21 protein-coding genes are annotated in these 20,906 nt (G+C 73.3%); 12 read left to right on the top strand and 9 right to left on the bottom strand.

All coding sequences use genetic code 11. The features are described from left to right. Positions 1-130: 130 nt before the first annotated feature. Both coxB and ACFYZF_RS22170 read left to right on the top strand, forming a co-directional pair. Entirely contained in the window at positions 131-1,102 is a 972-nt protein-coding gene (gene coxB, locus ACFYZF_RS22175) for a cytochrome c oxidase subunit II (RefSeq protein ID WP_387023621.1), read from the top strand. Positions 1,103-1,112: 10 nt separating this feature from the next. Further along, positions 1,113-1,541, top strand: coding sequence for a cytochrome c oxidase subunit 4 (locus ACFYZF_RS22170; protein WP_387023619.1), 429 nt, complete (start codon positions 1,113-1,115; stop codon positions 1,539-1,541). A gap of 176 nt (positions 1,542-1,717) precedes the next feature. Here ACFYZF_RS22170 and ACFYZF_RS22165 read toward each other — a convergent pair whose 3' ends face one another. From ACFYZF_RS22165 to ACFYZF_RS22150, 4 genes are all read right to left on the bottom strand, one after another. Further along, complete coding sequence (locus ACFYZF_RS22165) at positions 1,718-1,921, bottom strand: hypothetical protein (RefSeq protein WP_387023617.1); 204 nt, start codon at positions 1,919-1,921, stop codon at positions 1,718-1,720. Positions 1,922-2,143: 222 nt separating this feature from the next. After that, complete coding sequence (trpD, locus tag ACFYZF_RS22160; RefSeq protein ID WP_387023615.1) at positions 2,144-3,190, bottom strand: anthranilate phosphoribosyltransferase; 1,047 nt, start codon at positions 3,188-3,190, stop codon at positions 2,144-2,146. A gap of 101 nt (positions 3,191-3,291) precedes the next feature. Next, positions 3,292-3,687: a hypothetical protein gene (locus ACFYZF_RS22155; RefSeq protein ID WP_387023614.1), complete on the bottom strand. Its 396-nt coding sequence runs from the start codon at positions 3,685-3,687 to the stop codon at positions 3,292-3,294. 105 nt (positions 3,688-3,792) lie between these two features. Continuing rightward, positions 3,793-4,743 carry a cytochrome c oxidase assembly protein gene (locus tag ACFYZF_RS22150; protein WP_387023716.1) on the bottom strand — a complete coding sequence of 317 codons (951 nt, stop codon included), beginning with the start codon at positions 4,741-4,743 and terminating at the stop codon, positions 3,793-3,795. Positions 4,744-4,869: 126 nt separating this feature from the next. Between ACFYZF_RS22150 and ACFYZF_RS22145 the strand changes: the two genes are divergently transcribed. The 5 genes from ACFYZF_RS22145 (at position 4,870) to ACFYZF_RS22125 (ending at position 10,060) form a co-directional block, all read left to right on the top strand. Next, positions 4,870-5,469, top strand: a complete 600-nt coding sequence (locus ACFYZF_RS22145) for a heme-copper oxidase subunit III (RefSeq protein WP_387023613.1) — start codon at positions 4,870-4,872, stop codon at positions 5,467-5,469. 72 nt (positions 5,470-5,541) lie between these two features. Continuing rightward, a complete protein-coding gene (locus ACFYZF_RS22140; protein ID WP_387023611.1) occupies positions 5,542-6,378 on the top strand; it encodes a cytochrome c in 837 nt (278 codons plus the stop codon). Between the two features lie 67 nt (positions 6,379-6,445). Then, positions 6,446-7,540, top strand: a complete 1,095-nt coding sequence (locus ACFYZF_RS22135) for a ubiquinol-cytochrome c reductase iron-sulfur subunit (RefSeq protein WP_387023608.1) — start codon at positions 6,446-6,448, stop codon at positions 7,538-7,540. Continuing rightward, positions 7,537-9,162 (top strand): cytochrome bc complex cytochrome b subunit, encoded by a 1,626-nt coding sequence (locus ACFYZF_RS22130; protein ID WP_387023606.1) that lies wholly within the window; start codon positions 7,537-7,539, stop codon positions 9,160-9,162. Before ACFYZF_RS22135 ends, ACFYZF_RS22130 begins: the two co-directional genes overlap by 4 nt. Positions 9,163-9,355: 193 nt before the next feature. Further along, on the top strand, positions 9,356-10,060 hold the full coding sequence (locus ACFYZF_RS22125; protein WP_387023604.1) for a DUF4142 domain-containing protein: 705 nt from the start codon (positions 9,356-9,358) through the stop codon (positions 10,058-10,060). 67 nt (positions 10,061-10,127) lie between these two features. On the opposite strand, the gene ACFYZF_RS22120 is transcribed toward ACFYZF_RS22125, so the two are convergent. The 5 genes from ACFYZF_RS22120 to ACFYZF_RS22100 all read right to left on the bottom strand — a co-directional run bounded on the left by ACFYZF_RS22120 (position 10,128) and on the right by ACFYZF_RS22100 (position 15,672). Continuing rightward, complete coding sequence (locus tag ACFYZF_RS22120) at positions 10,128-10,415, bottom strand: Lrp/AsnC family transcriptional regulator (RefSeq protein ID WP_387023602.1); 288 nt, start codon at positions 10,413-10,415, stop codon at positions 10,128-10,130. Between the two features lie 123 nt (positions 10,416-10,538). Continuing rightward, on the bottom strand, positions 10,539-11,411 hold the full coding sequence (locus ACFYZF_RS22115; RefSeq protein ID WP_387023600.1) for a sugar phosphate nucleotidyltransferase: 873 nt from the start codon (positions 11,409-11,411) through the stop codon (positions 10,539-10,541). Next, the gene (locus ACFYZF_RS22110) at positions 11,408-11,944 is read right to left on the bottom strand and encodes an NUDIX hydrolase (protein WP_387023598.1); all 537 of its coding nucleotides are present in this window, start codon (positions 11,942-11,944) and stop codon (positions 11,408-11,410) included. Before ACFYZF_RS22110 ends, ACFYZF_RS22115 begins: the two co-directional genes overlap by 4 nt. A gap of 53 nt (positions 11,945-11,997) precedes the next feature. After that, a complete protein-coding gene (locus ACFYZF_RS22105) occupies positions 11,998-13,785 on the bottom strand; it encodes a RelA/SpoT family protein (RefSeq protein ID WP_387023597.1) in 1,788 nt (595 codons plus the stop codon). Positions 13,786-13,914: 129 nt separating this feature from the next. Then, positions 13,915-15,672: a DEDD exonuclease domain-containing protein gene (locus ACFYZF_RS22100; RefSeq protein WP_387023595.1), complete on the bottom strand. Its 1,758-nt coding sequence runs from the start codon at positions 15,670-15,672 to the stop codon at positions 13,915-13,917. A gap of 126 nt (positions 15,673-15,798) precedes the next feature. On the opposite strand from ACFYZF_RS22100, the gene ACFYZF_RS22095 reads away from it, so the two are divergent. The 5 genes from ACFYZF_RS22095 (at position 15,799) to ACFYZF_RS22075 (ending at position 20,421) form a co-directional block, all read left to right on the top strand. Beyond that, positions 15,799-17,265, top strand: a complete 1,467-nt coding sequence (locus ACFYZF_RS22095; protein WP_387023593.1) for an NYN domain-containing protein — start codon at positions 15,799-15,801, stop codon at positions 17,263-17,265. A gap of 177 nt (positions 17,266-17,442) precedes the next feature. Continuing rightward, entirely contained in the window at positions 17,443-17,664 is a 222-nt protein-coding gene (locus ACFYZF_RS22090; RefSeq protein ID WP_387023591.1) for a hypothetical protein, read from the top strand. 128 nt (positions 17,665-17,792) lie between these two features. Continuing rightward, complete coding sequence (locus ACFYZF_RS22085; RefSeq protein ID WP_387023589.1) at positions 17,793-18,044, top strand: hypothetical protein; 252 nt, start codon at positions 17,793-17,795, stop codon at positions 18,042-18,044. Beyond that, positions 18,041-19,300 carry a M48 family metallopeptidase gene (locus tag ACFYZF_RS22080; RefSeq protein ID WP_387023587.1) on the top strand — a complete coding sequence of 420 codons (1,260 nt, stop codon included), beginning with the start codon at positions 18,041-18,043 and terminating at the stop codon, positions 19,298-19,300. Before ACFYZF_RS22085 ends, ACFYZF_RS22080 begins: the two co-directional genes overlap by 4 nt. Beyond that, positions 19,297-20,421 (top strand): glycosyltransferase family 4 protein, encoded by a 1,125-nt coding sequence (locus ACFYZF_RS22075; protein ID WP_387023585.1) that lies wholly within the window; start codon positions 19,297-19,299, stop codon positions 20,419-20,421. Before ACFYZF_RS22080 ends, ACFYZF_RS22075 begins: the two co-directional genes overlap by 4 nt. The last annotated feature ends 485 nt before the right edge of the window (positions 20,422-20,906 follow it).

Here is a 20,906-nt window from a genome sequence, read left to right as displayed (position 1 = left end):
CGATGGGGGCGGACAGTGACCCCAACACGGTCAGGCCCGTCATGGTCGAGTAATCTGCGACCGTCGGTGACGCCTTTGCCGCAGGTACGGGGACAACAACCACCGCGGCGCGCTAGGGAGGCAGGACCAGGTGGTCGCAAGGAGTTCGGAGGTACGGCCGTCCGCCGTACGGCACAGCGCTTCTCCGGGAGCGGGTGGAGGCCGGCGGCGTGGTGCTGGCCGGCTCGCCGGGCTCGGCCTCGGCGGCGCGGCCCTGCTGGTCCTGCTCACGGGCTGCGACGTCGGCAAGACGTTCGGCGGCTTCGGCTGGCCTCAGGGCGGCATCACGCCCGAGTCGCACCGGATGTACGACCTGTGGATCGCGTCCTGCATCGCGGCGCTCGCGGTCGGCGTGTTCGTCTGGGGCCTGATCTTCTGGTGCGTGGTGCGCTACCGGAAGCGGGGCAACGAGCTGCCGGTGCAGACCCGCTACAACATGCCGATGGAGTTCCTCTACACGATCGCCCCGATCCTGATCGTGTCGGTGCTCTTCTACTACACGGCGGTCGTGCAGACCGACGTGGTGAAGACGACGAAGAACCCGGACATCACGGTCGAGATCGTCGCCTTCAAGTGGAACTGGCAGTTCAACTACCGCGACGGCCAGGGCAGGGACGCGAACACCGTGGCGTCGGTGCTCGGCACCAGCGAGGTCATCCCGATCCTGGTCCTGCCGACCGACCGGTCCATCCGGTTCGAGGAGACCAGCAAGGACGTCGTCCACTCCTTCTGGGTGCCGGAGATGCTGTTCAAGCGGGACGTCATGCCGGGCAACATCCGCAACGTCTTCGAGGTCTCCAGCCTCGACGCCGAGGGCGCGTACGTCGGTCGCTGCGCCGAGCTGTGCGGCACCTACCACGCGTTCATGAACTTCGAGCTGCGGGTGGTCTCTCCCGAGAAGTACGACCAGTTCCTGGCCGCGAAGCGGGACGGCAAGTCGACGCAGGAGGCGCTCACCGCGATCGGTGAGGACCCGTACGCCTCCACCACGCGGCCGTTCGACACGCGGCGCGGCACGGCCAACTTCAACCCGGACGACGTTGCCGCCGGCGCGGGAAGCTGAGGGAGCGGGCATGAAGACCGAGTGGCGTATCTTCCTGATCATCGCCGGGTTCCTCTTCGGCGTGACGGTCCTCTACGGTGCCTGGACGTACGGCGACTCCGGCGGACAAGTCGAGTGGATCGGCACCGTCGCGCTGCTGCTGTCGTTCCTGCTGTGCGCGATGTGTGGGGGCTTCTTCTGGTTCGTCTCCCGCCGCATCGACCTGCGGCCGGAGGACCGGCCGGACGGCGAGATCGCCGACGGTGCGGGCGAGATCGGCTTCTTCAGCCCGGGCAGCTACTGGCCGTTGGGGCTGGCGCTGTCCGCCGCGATCGCCGGTCTCGGCCTGGCGTTCTGGCAGTTCTGGCTGATCGGCCTGGGCCTGGTGTCCGTCATCTTCGCCGCCTGCGGCCTGCTCTTCGAGTACTACACCGGCACCCGGCGCACCGCCGAGCACTGACCGGCGGCCCGGCGCTTCCGGAAGCCCGCGACCCCGAGGGGGTCGCGGGCTTCCGTGCGTCCGAAGGGGGTCGCGGGCGAGGTGCGCGCAGGTCCAGGTGGCACACCGGCGCGATGGCGGGTGCGCGGTGCCGGGGCCTCGTGCCGGTCAGGTCGCGCCGTGCCGGGTCGTGCCGGTCAGGCCGCGCGGTGCCGTGGCGCGTGGTGGCGGCGGCCGGCGGGCTGGTTGGCCGGGATGGTGAACGTGCCGATCACCACGGCCGCGCCGCAGCGGGTGCAGGCCAGATCCGGGCAGTCGGCCCCGTGGCCGTCGGCGCACGGTGGCGCCTCGAACGGCTGCACGCCCTCGCAGGTGTCGCAGTAGAGCTCGCGGTCCGACACGGGCGTCTCCTCTCGTCGCTGGACGCCGTCATGGTCGCGCGGTGCCGTCGGGCGGCTGACCGGGGACCCACCGGGGACGTCGGCCGGCGGGGTGGCCGGCGGTCGGGCCGCTGGCCGGGCCGGCGGTCGGGGCCGGAACGGGCGCGGAAAATCACTCGGATGTAGTTTCCCACGGGGGTCCGACACGTCCGCCGGTGCCTCGGCCGGTCGGGCCGCCGGTGGTCAGGCGGAGCGGGCGATCTCGATCCAGCGGTCCAGCGAGGCGGCGGCGGCGCCGGAGTCGATCGACTCGGCGGCCCGGGCCATCCCGGCGCGCAGCGCCTCGACCAGGTCGCCGTCGAGCGGGCCCTGGGTGGCCAGCGCGGCGGCGGCGTTGACGAGCACCGCGTCCCGCACCGGGCCGGTCTCGCCGGCCAGCAGCCGCCGGGCCACGCCGGCGTTGTACGCCGCGTCCCCGCCCCGCAGCTCGGCGAGAGTGGACCGGGGAACCCCGAGGTCGGTGGCGTCCACCACGGCCTCCCTGACGGTGCCCGCCTGGGCTGCCCAGACCCGGGTGGGCGCGGCGGTGGTGAACTCGTCGAGGCCGTCCTCGCCCCGCAGCACCAGCACCGAGTCGCCCCGACCGGCGAAGACGGCGGCCATCACCGGTGCCATCCGCAGGTCGAAGCAGCCGACCGCGCCGGCCCGGGGCCGGGCCGGGTTGGTCAGCGGGCCGAGGAAGTTGAAGAAGGTGGGCACGCCCAGCTCGCGCCGGGTCGGGCCGGTGTGCCGCATGCCCGGGTGGAACCGGCCGGCGAAGCAGAAGCCGATGCCGGCCTCGGCCACGCACCGGGCCACCCCCTCGGGGGACAGGTCCAGCGGCAGGCCCAGGAACTCCAGCAGGTCGGCCGTGCCGCACAGGGACGAGGCGGCCCGATTGCCGTGCTTGACCACCCGGACGCCGGTGCCGGCCACCACGAGGGCGGCCATGGTGGAGATGTTCACGGTGTGGGCGAGGTCACCGCCGGTGCCGACCACGTCGAGCGCGGACGTCCGCAGTTCCTCCGGCAGCTCGACGGGCACCGCCTCGCCGAGCATCGCCTCGACCAGCCCGGCCAGCTCGGCCGGGGTCTCGCCCTTGGCCCGCAGCGCGACGGCGAAGCCGGCGATCTGCGCCGAACCCGCCGAGCCGGCCATGATCTCGCCCATCGCCCAGGCGGTGTCCGCGGTGGAGAGTTCCTCGCCGCGGAGCAGCGCGGAGATCAGGTGCGGCCAGGTCCGTTCGCCCATGAGCGGGCCTCCCGATCGGGCGTGGGGTGCGGAAACGGGGTGCGACCGGTGTGGGCCGCAAGTCGGGCCGGGCGTCGCCGGTGACGTCCGGCCGCGGTGGCTCAGGCCGGGGCGTGGCTGCGCAGCAGCTCGGCCACGGTGGTGCCGGTGGTCACCGGGTCGAGCGGGTGCACCAGGGTGGCGTCGACCTGGGCGTACGCGGCCAGCCAGCGGTCGGCGGCGCGGGCGATCACCAGGCAGGTCGGGGGGGCGTCGTCCCGGTCGTCCTTGACCTGCCGGGCGATGCCGAGGCCGCCGCCGGGGCTCGCCTCGCCGTCGAGCAGCATCAGGTCGATCTCGTACTCGTCGACCAGCCGGATGCACCCGGCGTAGTCGGACGCGTCGACAAACTCGATCTGCAGCCCGGGGGCGGGCCGGGTGCCGACGGCCAGCCGCATCCGGTCACGGACCTGCGGGTCGTCGCTGTAGAGCAGGACGGTGCAAAGACGATCGCTCATCGCTGGCTGGCTCCCACTTCGTAGCTGCGCGCTGATCGTACCCGCTGCCGCCGGCCCGTCGACCTCGCGCCCACGCGACGCGGTCGGCGTACCGGAAAGGGCAGGTCAGGGTGTTGTTTCCGCCGCTTCCGTGGCGCGCTGGCGGGCCTCCTGGCGGTCCAGTTCGCGGTCGAGCCGGCGGGCCTCCCGCTCGGACTGGCGGATCCACTGCGCCACCAGCACCGCGAGCATCGTCACACTGACGAACTCGCCGCCGGCCCACAGGATCCCACCCGCGACCACCTGGTCGTCCCAGGGGTTCGACCAGGTCAGGCCGAGCGACGGGTACCAGTCGCCGCCGAAGAGCGTGGTGCTCTGCATGATCGTGAGCCCGAGCACGGTGTGGAACGGCACCGACAGCACCATGAGCAGCGCCCGGCCCGGGTACGGCCACCGACCGGGCAGCGGGTCCAGCCCGAGCAGCGGCCAGAAGAACACGCAGCCGGTCATGATGAAGTGCGCGTGCACCACCTCGTGCGCCCAGGCGTGTTCGAGGGTGTAGCGGTACAGGTCGGTGAAGTAGAGCGCGAAGGGGTTCACCACGAAGATGGCGAACGCCACCAGCGGGAAGCTGTAGATCCGGGCGATCCGGCTGTGCACGATCGCCAGCAGCCGCTTGCGCGGCCGGACCGGCAGGGTGCGCAGGGCCAGGGTGATCGGGGCGCCGAGGGCCAGGAAGATGGGCGAGACCATCGACAGCACCATGTGCTGGACCATGTGCACCGACAGCAGCGCGGTGTCGTACGCGTGCAGGCCGCTGACCGTGACCGCGGCGATCCCGCCGAGGCCCGGGCCGAGGAAGAACACCGTGCGGGCGATCGGCCAGCTGTCCCCGCGCAGCCGGAGCCGGTGCACTCCGTAGAGGTACAGCCCGGCGGCGAGCACCAGCCCGAGGGCCAGCCAGCTGTCCAGCCGGGTCTCGGTGAACACCCGGGCGACGGTGAACGGCGGCGGAATCGGGTCGCCGCCGGCCGCGACGGCCGGCGGCGCGGCGACCGCCGAGGCGGCGGCGAAGATCGAATCGACGTGCAGCACGCTTTTCAGGCTAGGCCAGGCGAACCGGACCCCCACGATCGGGCCACCTGTGCCACCGATTTGCCCCCCCGCTGATCGCCGGCCGTGGTCAGGGGCAATAATGACCGCGTGACTGCGGCCCCAGCCATTGACAAGAGCCGGATCCACTCTCTGACACGGCCCAACATGGTCAGCGTCGGGACGATCGTGTGGCTCTCCAGCGAACTCATGTTCTTCGCGGCGCTGTTCGCGATGTACTTCTCCATCCGTGCGGCAGCGCCGGAGCAGTGGGCGAAGCACACCGAGCACCTCAACATCCCGTACGCGACCACCTTCACGGTGATCCTGGTGTTGTCCTCGGTGACCTGCCAGCTCGGTGTGTTCGCCGCCGAGAAGGGTGACGTCCACGCCCTCCGGCGTTGGTTCACCATCACCTTCGTGATGGGTCTGATCTTCGTGCTCGGTCAGGTGAACGAGTACCGGACCCTGGTCCACGAGGGCGTGAAGATCAACGCGGACGGGTACGGGTCGATGTTCTATCTGACCACCGGCTTCCACGGCCTGCACGTGACCGGCGGTCTGATCGCCTTCATCATCTTCATGATCCGTACGACCATGGGCCGGTTCACCCCGGCCCAGGCCACGTCGGCGATCGTCGTGTCGTACTACTGGCACTTCGTCGACGTCGTGTGGATCGGCCTCTACGCCATGATCTACTGGCTTCAGTGATCTTGGCGCGTCACGAACCGCGCCGCTGCCCCGTCCCCTGAGACAAGGTCCCACCGGTTAAGGACACAGGTCATGACTTCTGACAACGACCGCCGACGCGGTCTGCTCGCGCGGCTGCGCGGCGAGCGGTCCGCGGGGCGCAGCAGGGGCCGCCGCCGGCTGGGCGCCGCGGTCCGGCTGATCGCCGCGCTGACGCTGGCCGGCGGCGCCTACACCGTCTTCGCCCCCGGCGTGCAGGCGCAGGAAAACCCGCCGATCACCGGCGCCGCCGCCGAGGGCAAGGCGCTGTTCGACGTGAGCTGTGTGTCCTGCCACGGCCTCAACGCGCAGGGCGTCGAGGGTCGCGGCCCGAGCCTGATCGGGGTCGGTGCGGCCTCGGTCGAGTTCCAGGTCAGCTCCGGCCGCATGCCGATGGTCCGCCAGGAGGCGCAGGCCATGCGCAAGCCGCCGGTGTTCACCGACGAGGAGGCCCGCCAGCTCGGCCAGTACGTCCAGGAGCTCGGCGGCGGCCCGCAGGTGCCCGAGGGCGACCTGCGCGAGGGCGCCAACCTGGCGACCGGCGGTGAGTTGTTCCGGATCAACTGCTCGCAGTGCCACGCCTTCGGCGGTGGCGGTGGCGCGCTGTCCTCCGGCAAGTACGCGCCGAGCCTGCGCCCGGCCACCGACCGGCAGATCTACGCCGCAATGCTGAGCGGCCCGCAGAACATGCCGGTCTTCGGGGACAACCAGATCACCCCGGAGCAGAAGGCGGACATCATCGCCTACATCCAGGGCACCCTGAAGGCCGACCAGGATCAGGGTGGCTTCAACCTCGGTCGGTACGGGCCGTCCACCGAGGGCCTGGCGATCTTCCTGGTCGGCATCGTCGCGCTCGTCTTCGCCAGCCTGTGGATCGCGGGCAAGTCGTGACCGAGCGGATCATTCGATTCAGCGCTGTGGTGCCGCAGCCCGGCACCGCCCGTAGCGAGGTGACGGCATGAGCACCAAGACCGAGCACCAGGCCCACCAGGGCCCGGAGCCGCTCGACGTCCACGATCCGCGGCTGAGCCGGTTCGACATCGTCCGGGAGGGCGCGCGTCGGGACGACATCGAGATCGTCCACTACGAGGAGCAGGTCGTCCCCGGCAGCCGGGCGGAGCGACGGCTGACCCGCACGGTCGCCTCGATGTTCCTGCTGACCGGCCTGGCCGCGACCGCCTTCCTGATCATCTACATCTGGTGGCCCTGGAAGTACGAGCCGGGCTCGGGCGGGGACAAGTACTACACCCCGCTGCTCGGCGTCACCCTCGGCCTGGCTCTGCTGAGCGTCGGCTTCGGCATTCTGACCTGGGGCAAGAAGTTGCTGCCCAAGGAGGTGTCGATCCAGGACCGGCACGTGGAAGACCCCGACGCGCCGGAGAGCCGGAAGATCACCGGCGAGACGATGCTCTTCCTCGCCGACGAGATGGGCGTGAAGCGCCGTCCCCTGCTGGGCATCTCGCTGCTGGCCGGCCTGGCTCCGGTCGGCGCGGTCGTCGCGGCGCCGCTGGTCGGTGGCCTGATCTCCAACCCGCACAAGAACAACCAGATGTTCACCACCGGCTTCGCGCCGGCCGGGGGCAAGAAGATCCGGCTGGTCCGCGAGGACGGCCGGCCGATCCGCCCGGCCGACGTCAGCGTCGGCGGCCAGCTCACGGTCTTCCCCGGCATCGAGCACGGGGTGAGCAACAAGCACGCCGACTCGCCGACGCTGCTGATCCACCTGCGCGAGGACGACGCCCAGCAGTCCCGGGCGGCCAACGCGCGGCCGACGGTCGACCACGGCGACTACATGTGGGGCAACTTCGCGGCGTTCTCCAAGATCTGCACGCACGCGGGCTGCCCGGCGAGCCTGTACGAGCAGCAGACCAACCGCCTGCTCTGCCCGTGCCACCAGTCCCAGTTCCTGATCACCGACAACGCGCGGCCCGTCTTCGGCCCGGCCAGCCGGCGGCTGCCGCAGCTGCCGATCGAGGTCGACGAAGAGGGCTTCTTCGTGGCGCGGTCGGACTACACCGAGACCGTCGGGCCTGACTTCTGGGAGCGGCCGTGAAGCGTCGTAAGTTGGACATGGCGTCCATGCCGGGCAAGGCCGCGGTGGGGGCCGACGAGCGGCTCCAGGTCTCCACTCCGCTGCGCAAGCTGCTGAACAAGGTCTTCCCGGACCACTGGTCGTTCCTGCTCGGCGAGATCGCGTTGTTCTCGTTCGTCGTGCTGCTGCTGACCGGTGTCTTCCTCACCTTCTTCTACGAGCCGGCGATGACCGAGGTGGTCTACAACGGCAGCTACGCCCCGCTGCGGGGCACGCCGATGTCGGCCGCGTACGCCTCCAGCCTGGACATCTCGTTCGACGTCCGCGGTGGCCTGATCATGCGGCAGATGCACCACTGGTCGGCGCTGCTGTTCATGGCCGCGATCGTCGTGCACATGCTGCGGGTCTTCTTCACCGGCGCGTTCCGCAAGCCGCGGGAGACCAACTGGATCATCGGCTCGCTGCTGTTCTGGGTCGGCTTCCTGGCCGGCTTCACCGGCTACTCGCTGCCGGACGACGGCCTGTCCGGCACCGGCCTGCGGATCGCCTCCGCGATCATGCTGTCGATCCCGGTGATCGGCTCCTGGGTCACCTCGTCGGTCTTCGGCGGGGAGTTCCCGGGCGACATCATCATGAGCCGGTTCTTCATCGCCCACGTGCTGCTCGTCCCGGGCCTGCTGGTGGCGCTGATCAGCGCCCACCTCGGCCTGGTCTTCAAGCAGAAGCACACCCAGTGGCCCGGCCCCGGTCGGACCAACGACAACGTGGTCGGCGAGCGGATGTTCCCGCGGTACGCGCTGAAGCAGGGCGGCTTCTTCATGGTCGTCTTCGGCGTGATCGCCCTGATGGGTGGTCTGTTCCAGATCAACCCGATCTGGTACTTCGGCCCGTACGAGGCGTGGGTGGTCTCGGCCGCCAGCCAGCCCGACTGGTACGTCATGTTCCTCGACGGTTCCACCCGCCTCATGCCGAACTGGGAGATCAACATCCCGATCGGCGACGGATACGTCATCCCGCCGCTGTTCTGGCCCACGGTCGTGCTGCCGGGCATCCTGGTCGGCCTCTCCACGCTCTACCCGTTCGTGGAGGCCCGCCGGCTCAAGGACACCCGCACCCACAACCTGCTCCAGCGCCCCCGGGACGTCCCGGAGCGGACCGCGATCGGCGCGATGGCGGTGGCGTTCTTCGTCGTGCTCACCCTCTCCGGCACCAACGACGTGATCGCGGACAAGTTCCAGATCAGCCTGAACGCGATGACCTGGGCGGGCCGGATCGGCCTGCTGGTCCTCCCGCCGCTGGCGTACTACGTGGCGTACCGGATCTGCCTGGGCCTGCAGCAGCACGACCGGGAGGTGCTGGCCCACGGCGTGGAGACCGGCATCATCCGGCGGCTGCCGGACGGCCGGTTCGAGGAGGTCCACCAGCCGCTCACCGCGGCGGGCCACGACGGCCACGGCGAACTGGACTACGTCGGCTGGGTGGTGCCCAAGAAGATGAACCGGCTCGGTGCCCTCGGCCCGGCCATCCGGGGATTCTTCTACCCGATCGAGAAGCTGGCCGAGGCGCCGGTCTCGCCGGGGCACCCGCCGGTCGAGCCCCGGCCGGAGCGGGAGGAGATCGGCAGCGGCGAGAGCCGCCGCTGACCCGCCCGAGACAACGCAAGCGTGGCGCCCGCCGGATCCCTCCGGCGGGCGCCACGTCCGTTTTCCGCCCTCCGGGTGGCCGCCGGCCAGCGGAGGCGCCCCCGGGTGCCGCACGCGCGGTGGCTGCGGAACCGGCAGGGTTAATCCGGGTCAGCCGGGTATCCGTGCGGTCCAACGAAAAAGGGGGGGAAACATGTTGGGTCTCAAACGCCTCGGACTGCTCGCCGCCCTGGTGGTGGCCGGGCTGGTACCCGCGGCGGCGGCACAGGCCGCGGCGCAGCCGTCGACGCAGGACACCCAGTACCTGCAGGCGCTGCACCAGGTGAACCTGGCGGAGATGGAAACCGGGAAGCTGGCGCAGGATAAGGGCCAGAACCAGCAGGTCAAGGACCTTGGGGCGCAGTTCGTCACGGACCACACCCAGCTGGACCAGACGGTGCAGAGCACCGCGCAGCAGCTCAACGTCCAGTTGCCGGACGCACCGACCGCCGACCAGCAGGAGGTCATCGACAGGCTGAAGAACCTCAGCGGCGCCGAGTTCGACAAGGCGTGGGTGACCGCCGAGCTGGCCGGCCACGTCCAGGCCATCCAGGCCACCCAGACCGAGATCTCGCAGGGCTCCGAGCAGTCGGTGGTCCAGCTGGCCCAGAACGCCCTGCCGGTGCTCCAGGCGCACTACGACGCGCTGGTGGCCCTGGCCCAGACCCTGGGCGTCCCGGTCCCGCAGACCAGCGCCAGCGGCACGCCCAGCCCGGGTGGCAGCGCCAGCGGCACGCCCAGCCCGGGTGGCAGCGCCACGCCGCCGGCCCCGGGCGGCACCACCGAGTCGCCGGCCCAGGAGAACACCGAGTCGCCGGCCCCGGAGAACACCGAGACGCCGGTTCCGAGCGTGAGCTGACGTCGTAGCACCGCCGGTAGCCAGCCCACCGACCGGTGGGCTGGCCACCGGCGTGCGTGGGGGCGGGTCAGTCCGCGCTGGCCAGGCCGATGGCGAACGCCTCCTCCAGGTCGTGCCGGGAGTACGCCCGGAAGGCGATGTGCGACTCCGTGTCCAACACGCCGGGAACCTTGGAGATGCTGCCGGCGATCACCTGGGCGATCTCGTCGAACTCCCGGACCCGCACGATGGCGATCAGGTCGACGTGCCCGGCCACGGAGTAGACCTCGCTGACCCCGGGCAGGTTGGCCAGGTTCTCGGCCACCTCGGGGATCGAGTCGGTGGCGCAGTCGATCAGTACGATCGCGGTGATCACGGGTCCGCTCCTTCGTCGTGCGTCCACTCCCGCCGGTCGGCGTCGATCACCATGCTAGAGGCCGCCCGGTCCGCCCGGACCGGGACCGGCGGGCCGCAACGGGACGCTGCCGGAGGGCCGCCCTCAGCGGCGCGTGGCCGGGACGGTCAGGCCACCCGGCGCGCGGACCACCCCGGTCAGGCGCTCCCCGGCGGCCACCTCGGCGCCCGGCCAGAGGACCGACCGGGTCACCTCGCCGCGCACCGTCGCCCCCGCGCCCACCACCGACTCCCGGCACCGACCGGTGACCGTGGCGCTCGGGTCGACCAGGTTGCCGCCGCCCGCGGCGTGCAGGTTCGCCGCCAGGTAGTCCGCCGGGGTGCCGGTGTCGTAGAAGGTGCCCCGGTACGGCACCACGGTCAGCGCCCCGGCCGCCTCGGCCGGCCGCCACACCGCCCGGACCAGGTCGCCCGGCTCGACGGGCAGGCCCCGCACCAGCCGCCAGGGCAGCAGCGAGAAGCCGACAAATCGGTGGCCGTCGAAGGTGCCGGGGGCGGCCGGATCGTCGGCGGGCCGGCCGAGCAGGCGTACGGTCTCGCCGTCCCAGCCGGCCAGCAGCGCGGCGACGTCCGGGCCCGGCGCGGCGGCCGGATCCGCCAGGTACGCGTCGGCGTTGCCGACCAGCACGCCCCGGCCGGCGATCCAGTCCCGCAGGTTCGCCACGCCGCCGGCCGTGCCGAGCGGGTCGCCGGGCTCGACCGACAGGTGGGCCCGGCCGCCGACGTGCGCGACCACCTGGTCGCCGAGGTAGCAGGCGTTCACGGCGACCAGGGCCGGGCCGCTGAGGCCGAGCCCGGCCAGCCGGGCCAGCGCCCGGTCCAGCAGCGGGGTGTTGCCGACCGGGCAGAGCGCCTTGGGCAGCCGCTCGGTCAGCGGGCGCAGCCGGGTTCCCTCGCCCGCGGCGAGCACCACCGCGCAGATCTCCGGCCCGCCCCCGCCGGACGCCGGGGCGGTCACGCCGTCGGGCGGGGCGGCGACACCTCGCCGGCCCGCGGCCCGATGCCGTAGTACCCGAGTAGGTTCGCCGTCGCCCGGCTCAGCCGGGGCAGGTCGTCCAGCGGGTGCCAGGCGGCCTCGTAGACCTCAGCGCCGTCGACCTTCAGTTCCGTGGTCGACGCCGGGACCTCGGTCTCGAAGACCACGTCCACCCAGCCCTTGGCGTGCACCAGCGCGTTCGGCACCGCCGGGCGGAGCCGGTCCGGGGCGAGCCGGACCCCGGACTCCTCGAACAGCTCGCGCGCCGCGCCGACGACCGGGTCCTCGCCGCGCTGCAGCAGCCCGGCCGGGAGCGTCCAACTGTGTCCCGGCGGCTGGCGCAGCAGCAGCAGGCGGCCGGGGCCGGCGGCCTCGGCGTCACGGACCAGGGTGACCGCCCCGACGATGTACTTCGGCGTGGCGAGCCGGACGAGCCGACGCCGCACCGACACGGGCAGCCGGTAGAAGACCTGATAGGCGAAGGCCCGTCCGGTGGCGCGGGAGCGGGGGATCATGGGTCCAGGTTAGTGGCCGGCGGGTGCCGGGCCGGCCACCGGGGGGAGAACGGTCAGTGCCGATGGTCGACCAGGTCGATGAGCTGGAGCACCACCGCGTCGGGCTCGATGGCCCGGTCGAAGACCGCCACCAGCATGGTCTCCAGGTCCGGGTAGCCCAGTTCCTCCGACAGCCGTAGCAGCGGCAAGTCGTTGGCCAGCCCCCGGTTGTGCTTGCGCAGCGCCAGCCCGATGGTGGCCCGGCCGAGGCGGACCTTGTCGGCGATCGAGATGCCCGGCTCGGTGTGCTCGGCGAACCACCGGTTGATCTGCATCTGGGCGTGCGGGGACTTCACGAAGCCGAGCCACTCCTTGCGGGGGCCGCGCGGGGCGACGTCCGCCTCGAAGCCGGTCTCGGCGTCGGTCTCGGTGAAGATCTCCACCACGTCGCCCTCGTCCAGTTCGGAGGAGAGCGGGGCGAGCCGGCCGTTGATCCGGGCCGCCAGACAGCGGTCGCCCCGGTCGGAGCCCAGCTCGTACGCCACGTCCACCGGGGTCGCCCCGGCGGGGAGGACCACCTGCCGGCCCTCGGTGACCACCTGGACCTGCGCCTCGGCGAGGTCGCAGCGCAGCGACTGGAGGAACTGCGCCGGGTCCGCGGCCTCCTGCTCCCAGTCGAGCACCCGGCGCAGCCAGTCGAGCTGTTGGGCGTGGGCGGCGGCCCCGGCGGTGCGGGGGGACCGGAAGTCGGCGGCGATGCCGTACTCGGCGGCGCGGTGCATCTCCTCGGTGCGGATCAGCACCTCGACCGTGCGGTTCTTCGGGCCGCACACGCTGGTGTGCAGCGAGCGGTAGAGGTTGTTCTTGGGGGAGGCGATGAAGTCCTTGAACCGGCCGGGTGCGGGCCGCCAGAGGCCGTGCACCGCGCCGAGGGCCGCGTAGCAGTCGGTCGCCGGGCCGTCCACCACGATCACGATCCGGGGCAGGTCGTACGGGGTGCCGTGGCCGCCGGCGACGGTGTCCTTCCAGATCGAGTAGAGGTGCCGGGGGCGGGGGGCCACCTGAGCGTCGACCCGGCTGCGGCGCAGCGCCACCTTCGCCTTGGCGACCACGTCGCCGAGGTACGCGTCCCAGCCGGGCCGGTCGTGCACGAACCGGGCGATCCGGGCGTGCTCGTCGGGCTCCAGGTGCAGCAGCACCACGTCGTCCAGCTCGCGTTTGAGGGTCTGGATGCCGAGCCGGTCGCAGAGCGGGACCAGCACCTCCAGCGTCTTGCGGGCGATGCGCTCCCGCGATGCGGCCGAACGGACCCCGAGGGTGCGCATGTTGTGCAGCCGGTCGGCCAGCTTGATGATCAGCACCCGGACGTCCTTGCCGGCCGCGATGATCATTTTCCGGGTGGTCTCCGCCTCGGCGGCCTTGCCGTAGAACGCCTTGTCGAACTTGGTCACCCCGTCGACCAGGTGGGCCACCTCGCCGCCGAAGTCCTCGGCCAGGGCCTGGAGGGTGTAGCGGGTGTCCTCCACCGTGTCGTGCAGCAGCGCGGCGACCAGGGTGGTGGGGTCCATGCCCAGCTCCGCGCAGATCTGGGCGACCGCCAGCGGGTGGGTGATGTACGGCTCGCCGCTCTTGCGGAACTGGCCGCGGTGCATGTTCTCCGCGATCGTGTACGCCCGGCGCAGCACCGACGGGTCGGTGCCGGTGTGGATCGCCCGGTGGGTGCGGACGAGATGGGTGACCGGGTCTGTCTCGGCGCTCGGCCAGCTCAGCAACGACCGCAGCCGACGAGCCAGGGGCAGTTCACCCGGCTGGGTCGGGAGCGCGCCCCCCAGGGCGGCGCCGTGTCCGGCGTCGACGTCCACGAGGGACACCTCCTAACCCCGGCCCCACGACAGCCGGGCACCGGCAACCGGGAGCAGGCCCACGAAACGGGCAGTACTGCACTTCCTTAACAGCCTAAGCGAGGCGGGGTCGTCCGATCGGTCACTTGGTCATGGGCGTTCGGTCGAGAGTTGGTGGGACGAGGCGGCCTCGGCCTTGCTGAGCAGGTCACGGAAGCGGCCCGCCCCGGCAGCCGGGGACGACCAGCCGGAGGACATCTCCACCAACCGGGTATCGGGTCGCTCCAGCCAGGACAGGATCCGCTCCGACTCCTCGGCGGAGGCCCGGGGCACCGGGCCGTGCCCGGGCGGGACCGTCTCGGCCGTCGCCCGGATCGCGTTCAGCGTCGGCCGCGGGTGGACGCCGGGCGGGGAGACCCCGGCGCCGGCCAGCCGGCCGTGCCGGACCAGGGCCAGCTCCCAGCCGCCCCGGGCGGCCGGGCGGGCGGCGGCCAGCTCGGCGATGCCGGCCAGCGCGGCCAGCCGCTGCATCCGTACCGTCGCGCGCAGCACCGCGGCGAGCCGCGAGCGCACCACGGCCGCCTCCTCGTAGCGCTGGTCGGCCGCCAGCGCCTCTACCCTGGCCAACAGGGCGTCCACCACGGACCCGGGGTCGCCGGCCGTGGCGGTGCGGAACGGCGCGACGGCGCGGTCGTCGTACTCCTGCGGGGTGATCCGGTGCTCGCAGGGCGCCGGACAGCGACCCAGCTCGGCCAGCGCGCAGGCCGGGGTGACCGTGCGCAGCGACAGCCGGTGCGTGCACTGGCGCAGCGGCACGGCGTCGTGGAAGCCGGCGGCGGCCAGGTCGGCCGCCCGTCGGGAGCTGAACGGCCCCAGGTAGGCCTCGTCACCGGGGGCCAGCGACCGGACCACCGACAACCGGGGGTACGGCCCGTCGGTGAGCCTGAGCCAGACCATCCGCTCGGGATACTTCGACCGCCGGTTGTACGGCGGCGCGTGCGCGCCGATCAGCCGCAGCTCGCGCACCTCCGCCTCCAGTGAGTGGGCGCACTCGACGGCCTCCACCCGCTCGGCGGCGGCGAGCATCTCGGAGATCCGGGCCCGCTTCTCGGCGGCGGTGAAGTAGCTGCGCACCCGGGTGGCGATGTCGCCGGAGGTGCCGATGTAGAGCGGCCGGTCGTCGGCGGCCCGGAAGATGTAGACCCCGGGGACCTTCGGCAGCCCGTCGGCGAGATGCCGCTTGCGCCGCTGGGTCGGGGTGACCGCCCGGGCGAACTCGATCGCCTCGCCGACCGTGTCGACCCGGTGCCCGCCCAGCCGGGCGATCAGCCCGTGCAGCACGTCGACGGTGGCCTTGGCGTCGTCGAGGGCCCGGTGGGTGGGCTGGGTGGCGGTGCGGAAGTACGCCGCCAGGGTGCCCAGCTTGCGGTTGGGCACCTCGTCGCGGGTGAGCACCCGGCGGGCCAGCGCCGCGGTGTCCAGCACCCGGGGGTTGGGCCAGCGGTAGCCGTGCCGCGCGCAGGCCGCCTTGAGGAAGCCGACGTCGTAGGGGGCGTTGTGGGCGACCAGCACCGCGTCGGCGATGAACTCCAGGAAGCTCGGCAGCACCTGCTCGATCGGCGGGGCGGGAATCAACATGGCCTGGGTGATCCCGGTCAGCACGGTGATGAACGGCGGGATCGGCACGCCCGGGTCGACCAGGCTGGCCAGCACCCCCAGCTCCTCGCCGCCGCGCACCTTGACCGCGCCGATCTCGGTGATCCCGCCGCCGTCCGGCGCGCCGCCGGTGGTCTCCAGGTCGACCACCACGAAGGTCGTCGCGTACAGCGGCAGGGCCGGGTCCACCCCGTCGCCGGCGGCCCGGTCCAGACCGGCCAGCGCCTGCTGGACGTACTCCTCTGGTGCCACCCGCGGCACGCTAGTCCGTGGGTGCGACACTCCCGCATCAGCCGCCCCAGACGTCATCACCGGTTTAGGATGAGAGATCGGCTCACCACCGGGCGGTGGGCCCGGTCGCGGTGGGAGACTTGCCACATGCCCCTCACCGAGCCCTACGACGACAACCTCCCGGGGGAGGTGTCGGCCGGTGCCATGCGCCACCCCGGTGAGGACTCCCCGGACACCGCCCGCGAGCCGGACCTGCGGCGCGAGCCCGACCCGTCGCGTCCCGACCTGACGGAGCCGCCCGCCGGGGAGCCGGAGCCGACACTGCCGGAGCCGGTACGCCAGCGGATCGTCGCGCTCACCGCCGCCGTGCTGCCGGTCCTGCCCGGCGACGAGGTGCCGGTGCCGCTGCGCCGGGTGGCCAAGTTCGCCCCCAACCGCCGGGCCCGGCTCGGCGCGTCGGTGATCGCCGCCCAGCTCGCCGCCGACCCGCTGTTCCGGCAGCGGATCACCACCCGGGTGCTCGCCGACGCGGGCGACCTCGGCGCCGCCGTGGTCGAGGGCACCGCCCCGGCCGCCGCCGACCCGGTCGAGGTGGCCGCCCTGGCGTACCTGGCCCGGCCCCGGGGCTGGCGCGATCTGATCGAGGCCAGCGGCGCGGCGGTGCGGGCCGAGGCGGACAAGGCCGTCATCGACGAGCTGATCCGCGAGGCCGAGCAGCGGGCCGGCCGGGCCGAGCACGACCGGGCGGTGGCCCGGGTGGAGGCCGACAAGCTCCGCGACGAGCTGGCCCGGGTCCGCGAGGAGCTCGGCCAGCTCCGCGAGGAGAGCCGCCAGCTCGCCCGTACCCTGCGGGAGACCCAGGCCCGAGAGCGCAAGGCCGGCGAGTTGCTGGCCACCGAGCGGGGGCGGGCCACCCGGGCCGCGGCCGACGCGGACGCCGAGCTGCGCCGCGCCCGGGCCCGGCTGGCCGATGCCGAGGCGGCGGCCGGCGTGGCCCGGGTCAGCGCGAAGGAGGCCCGCTCGGTCGATGACGCGCGGCTGTGGTTGCTGCTGGAGACGATCGGGCAGGCCGCCGTCGGGTTGCGCCGCGAGCTGGCGCTGGACCCGGTCGACCAACTCCCCGCCGACTTCGTCGCGGAGGCCTTCGCCGACCGGTCGGCGCCCACCCCGGCCGGCGCCGCCACCCGGGCCCGCGACACCGACGACCCGGCCCGCCTCGACCAGCTCCTCGCGCTGCCCAAGGCGCACCTGGTGGTCGACGGCTACAACGTGACCAAACGCGGCTTCGGCGAGATGTCCCTGGAACAGCAGCGCAAGCGGCTGATCACCGGGCTGGGCGGGATCGCGGCCCAGACCGGTGACGAGGTCACCGTCGTCTTCGACGGCGCGGAGCGGATGCACGGCCTGCCGCCCACCCCGCGCGGCGTGCGGGTGCTCTTTTCCCGCAAGGGCGAGACCGCCGATGAGCTGATCCGGCGGCTGGTCCGGGCCGAGCCGGCCGGCCGGCCGGTGGTGGTGGTCTCCTCCGACCGGGAGGTCGCCGACGGGGTGCGCCGGCACGGCGCGTACCCGCTGGGCGCCGACTCGCTGCTGCGCCGGCTGGCCCGTTCCTGATCCGGGGCGCTTGCTCGGGTCTGGGGCGTAGCGAGCTGGTTGTCCGATTCTGTCGTACCCCTCCCGTAGCGTCGGGATAACCGACGGTGGCCGGCGGCGACGACGGCGACCTGGGCGACGACGTGGTCGGCCAGGTCGGTTCCCGCCCGCCGCCGACGCATCGCTTCAGGAGGAACGATGCTGATCGACTGCGACAGGTGCGCGATCCGGGGCGCGGGCTGCTCCGGCTGCCTGGTCACCGCGTTGTTCGACGCCGACGGGCCCGGGGGCGAGCTCGGCGCCGCCGAGCAGCGGGCGATCGAGGTGTTCGCCCGGGCCGGCTTCGACGTCGAGGTGCTCCCGCCCGCCACGCCCACCCGGGCGCCCCGCCCCCGCCCGGCCCGCCGCCGGGTGGCGTAACCGCCCGCCCGCCGCCCGTCTGGGTGAGGGCTGTCGCGGCCCGCTCGGGCGACCGCCGCCGGCCGCTGCCCAGGGAGGCCCCGCCGCCGCCGGGCCATAGGATGGGCGCTCACGGCGGGAGGAGTGGCATGACGGGGGTACGACGCGAAGGCGGTGCGCGTGACGCGCCGCCGACCTGCCCACCGGCGGTGCCCGCCGCGGCCGGCCGCGTGCTGGCCCCTGCTCCGCTGGCCCGTGCTCCGCTGCCCCGCGTCCCGCTGGCCCGTGCTCCGCTGCCCCGCGTCCCGCTGGCCCGTGCTCCGCTGCCCCGCGTCCCGCTGGCCCGTGCTCCGCTGGCCCGGGGCTTGGTGGTGGCCGGGGTGGCGGGGGTGGCGGGATGACGCCACGCGGCTGGGCGGTGCTCACCCTCGCCGGGCTGGCGGTGGCGCTGCTCGTCGCCGGTGCCCTGCTGGTGCCGTGGCATCGGCCGCCGGCCCCGCGCGCCGACCAGCTCGCCGCGCTGCGGGACCTGTCCGCCGACCAGGTCGCCCACAGCCGGGAGTTCCGGGCCGCGCTGCGCCCCGCCGGCTGGGCCGGTCTCGCCCTCGGGCTGCTGGTGGCCGTGGCGCTCGGGCTCACTCCGCTGGGCAGTCGCCTCGTGGAGCTGGCAGGGCGTCCGTTCGGCGGGAACTGGATCGCGCAGGCGGTGCTCGGCGGGCTGGCCGTGGTACTCGTCGCCGACCTGCTCACCCTGCCCCTCGCCGCCTGGCGGCAGACGATCCTCACCCGGTACGGACTGAGCACCCAGGGCTGGGCCGGCTGGACCACCGACCTGCTCAAGTCGTACGCGGTCAGCGCGGTGATCGGCGCGTTCGCGCTGCTCGGCTTCTACACCGTGACCCGGCTCGCCCCGCGCTGGTGGTGGGCGTTCGGCGCGGCCGGCGCGGCCGGGCTGGTGGTGCTGCTGTCGTTCGTGCTGCCGGTGCTGGTGGAGCCGGTGTTCAACCGGTTCACCCCGATGGAGCAGGGCCCGCTGCGCACCGAGCTGATGGGCATGGCGGCCCGCGACGGGGTGCCGGTGCGCGACGTGCTGGTCGCCGACGCGTCCCGGCGTACCCGCGCGGTCAACGCGTACGTCTCCGGGCTCGGGCCGACCCGTCGGGTCGTCGTCTACGACACCCTGCTGCGCGAGGCCACCCCGGCCGAGGTGACCAGCGTCGTCGCGCACGAGCTGGGGCACGCCAAGGACCGGGACGTGTGGACGGGCACGCTGACCGGGGCGCTGGGCGCTGCGCTGGCCGTGGTCGTGCTCTACCTGCTCGGCTCGGCCGGCCCGCTGCTGCGCCTGGCCGGCGTCGACTCGATCGCCGAGCCGCGCGCGTTCCCGCTGCTGATCGCGCTGGTCACGGTGGCCGGGCTGGTGACCGCCCCGGTCCAGGCGCTGGTGTCCCGCCGGGTCGAGGTCCGGGCCGACGCGCACGCCCTCGCCCTCACCGGCGACCCGGCGACCTTCGAGGCGATGCAGCGCCGCCTGGCCGGGGTGAACCTGGCCGATCCCGATCCGCCCCGCTGGGAGTACCTCTACTCGGCGTCGCACCCGTCCACGGTCGAGCGGATGGCCGCCGCCCGCGCCTACGCCAGGGAGACCGGCCGATGAGCCGCACGCTGCTGATCACCAACGACTTTCCGCCCCGCGCGGGTGGCATCCAGTCCTTCGTGCACAACCTCGCCGTCCGCCAGCCCACCGGATCCGTGGTGGTCTACGCGTCGAGCTGGCGCGGGGCGGAGAAGTTCGACGCCGACCAACCGTTCGAGGTCGTCCGGGAGCGCACCCGGGTGCTGCTACCCACCCCGCTGGTCGCCCGCCGGGCCGCCCGGCTGGCCCGCGAGCACGACTGCGACACCGTCTGGTTCGGCGCGGCGGCCCCGCTCGGGCTGCTCGCCGCCGGGCTGCGCCGCCGCGCCGGCGTCCGCCGCGTGGTGGCCCTGACCCACGGGCACGAGGTGGGCTGGGCGGCTCTGCCCGTGGCCCGGGCCGCGCTGCGCCGGATCGGCCGGGGCGCGGACGTGGTGACGTACCTCGGTGAGTACACCCGGGTCCGGCTGGAGCGGGCGCTGCACGGGGTGACCGAGCTGCACCGGCTGGCTCCCGGCGTGGACGTCGAGACGTATCACCCGTCGGTCGACGGCGAGCCGGTCCGGGCCCGGCTCGGGCTGGCCGACCGGCCGGTGGTGGTCTGCGTCTCCCGGCTGGTGCCGCGCAAGGGCCAGGACATGCTGATCCGCGCCCTGCCGGCGATCCGCCGCCGGGTGCCGGACGCGGCGCTGCTGGTCGTCGGCGGAGGGCCGTACCGGGACACCCTGGAGAAGCTGGCCCGGCAGACGGGCGTCGAGCGCGACGTGGTCTTCACCGGCTCGGTGCCCTCGGCGGACCTGCCCGCCCACTACGCCGCCGGTGACGTCTACGCCATGCCCTGCCGCACCCGCAACCGTGGCCTGGACGTCGAAGGGCTCGGCATCGTTTACCTGGAGGCGTCCGCGACCGGCCTGCCGGTGGTGGCGGGCGACTCGGGGGGTGCGCCCGACGCCGTCCGCGAGGGCGAGACCGGGTACGTCGTCTCCGGCCACGACGTCGCCCAGCTCGCCGACCGGGTGGCCACCCTGCTCGCCGACCGGGACCTGGCCCGGCAGCTCGGCGCGGCCGGCCGGGCCTGGGTGGAGCGGGAGTGGCGCTGGGAGACCCAGGCCGCCCGGATGGCCACCCTCCTCGCCGGCTGACCGCTGCCCGTCGGCCGGCTGCCTCTGGCCGGCTGCCGCTTGGCTGCTCGCTCTCCGCCGGCTGCTGTTCTTGGTTGGTCGTCGTTCCTGGTTGGTCGTCGCTCTTGGTTGGTCGTCGCTCTTGGTCAGTCGTCGTCCCCAAGGTTGGCGCAAGATCGGGAGTGAGTCGCCGCAGGGGGACGCCGGTCGCGGCCCTGTGGAGCTGCCCCGTCTGTGCACCCGCGCCGTGTCGGCCGCCGCACGTGGTGCCTGCCCCATGGCCCCGTCATGTCGGCTGCTCTGTGCCGGCTGAGGCTCATGCCCAGGCCGCGCCGGCATATCGGCTGCTCTCTGCTGGTGCTGGTGCTGGTGCCCACGCCCGCGTCGGCCGCCGGGGCTGTCTCCCATCCTTAGTTACGCCCGGGCTGTCTCCCGTCCTTACCTGCGCCCAGGGCTGTGACGGTCCCTGCCCTGGCTGTCATCGGCCCGTGTGCCCCGTTTGCGCG

The organism is Micromonospora sp. NPDC001898, assembly GCF_042891255.1.
In the GTDB taxonomy this organism is placed as follows: Bacteria; Actinomycetota; Actinomycetes; order Mycobacteriales; family Micromonosporaceae; genus Micromonospora.
Note: the sequence above shows the minus strand (reverse complement) of the source record. Positions and strands in the feature narration are given on the sequence as shown.

Coding starts and splice junctions, on each gene's coding strand:
- ACFYZF_RS22155 (WP_387023614.1), bottom strand. CDS start 3,687: ATGAGCGATCGTCTTTGCACCGTCCTGCTCTACAGCGACGACCCGCAG.
- ACFYZF_RS22140 (WP_387023611.1), top strand. CDS start 5,542: ATGACTTCTGACAACGACCGCCGACGCGGTCTGCTCGCGCGGCTGCGC.
- ACFYZF_RS22110 (WP_387023598.1), bottom strand. CDS start 11,944: ATGATCCCCCGCTCCCGCGCCACCGGACGGGCCTTCGCCTATCAGGTC.
- ACFYZF_RS22085 (WP_387023589.1), top strand. CDS start 17,793: ATGACGGGGGTACGACGCGAAGGCGGTGCGCGTGACGCGCCGCCGACC.
- ACFYZF_RS22095 (WP_387023593.1), top strand. CDS start 15,799: ATGCCCCTCACCGAGCCCTACGACGACAACCTCCCGGGGGAGGTGTCG.
- ACFYZF_RS22125 (WP_387023604.1), top strand. CDS start 9,356: ATGTTGGGTCTCAAACGCCTCGGACTGCTCGCCGCCCTGGTGGTGGCC.
- ACFYZF_RS22080 (WP_387023587.1), top strand. CDS start 18,041: ATGACGCCACGCGGCTGGGCGGTGCTCACCCTCGCCGGGCTGGCGGTG.
- trpD (WP_387023615.1), bottom strand. CDS start 3,190: ATGGGCGAACGGACCTGGCCGCACCTGATCTCCGCGCTGCTCCGCGGC.
- ACFYZF_RS22135 (WP_387023608.1), top strand. CDS start 6,446: ATGAGCACCAAGACCGAGCACCAGGCCCACCAGGGCCCGGAGCCGCTC.
- ACFYZF_RS22075 (WP_387023585.1), top strand. CDS start 19,297: ATGAGCCGCACGCTGCTGATCACCAACGACTTTCCGCCCCGCGCGGGT.
- ACFYZF_RS22090 (WP_387023591.1), top strand. CDS start 17,443: ATGCTGATCGACTGCGACAGGTGCGCGATCCGGGGCGCGGGCTGCTCC.
- ACFYZF_RS22170 (WP_387023619.1), top strand. CDS start 1,113: ATGAAGACCGAGTGGCGTATCTTCCTGATCATCGCCGGGTTCCTCTTC.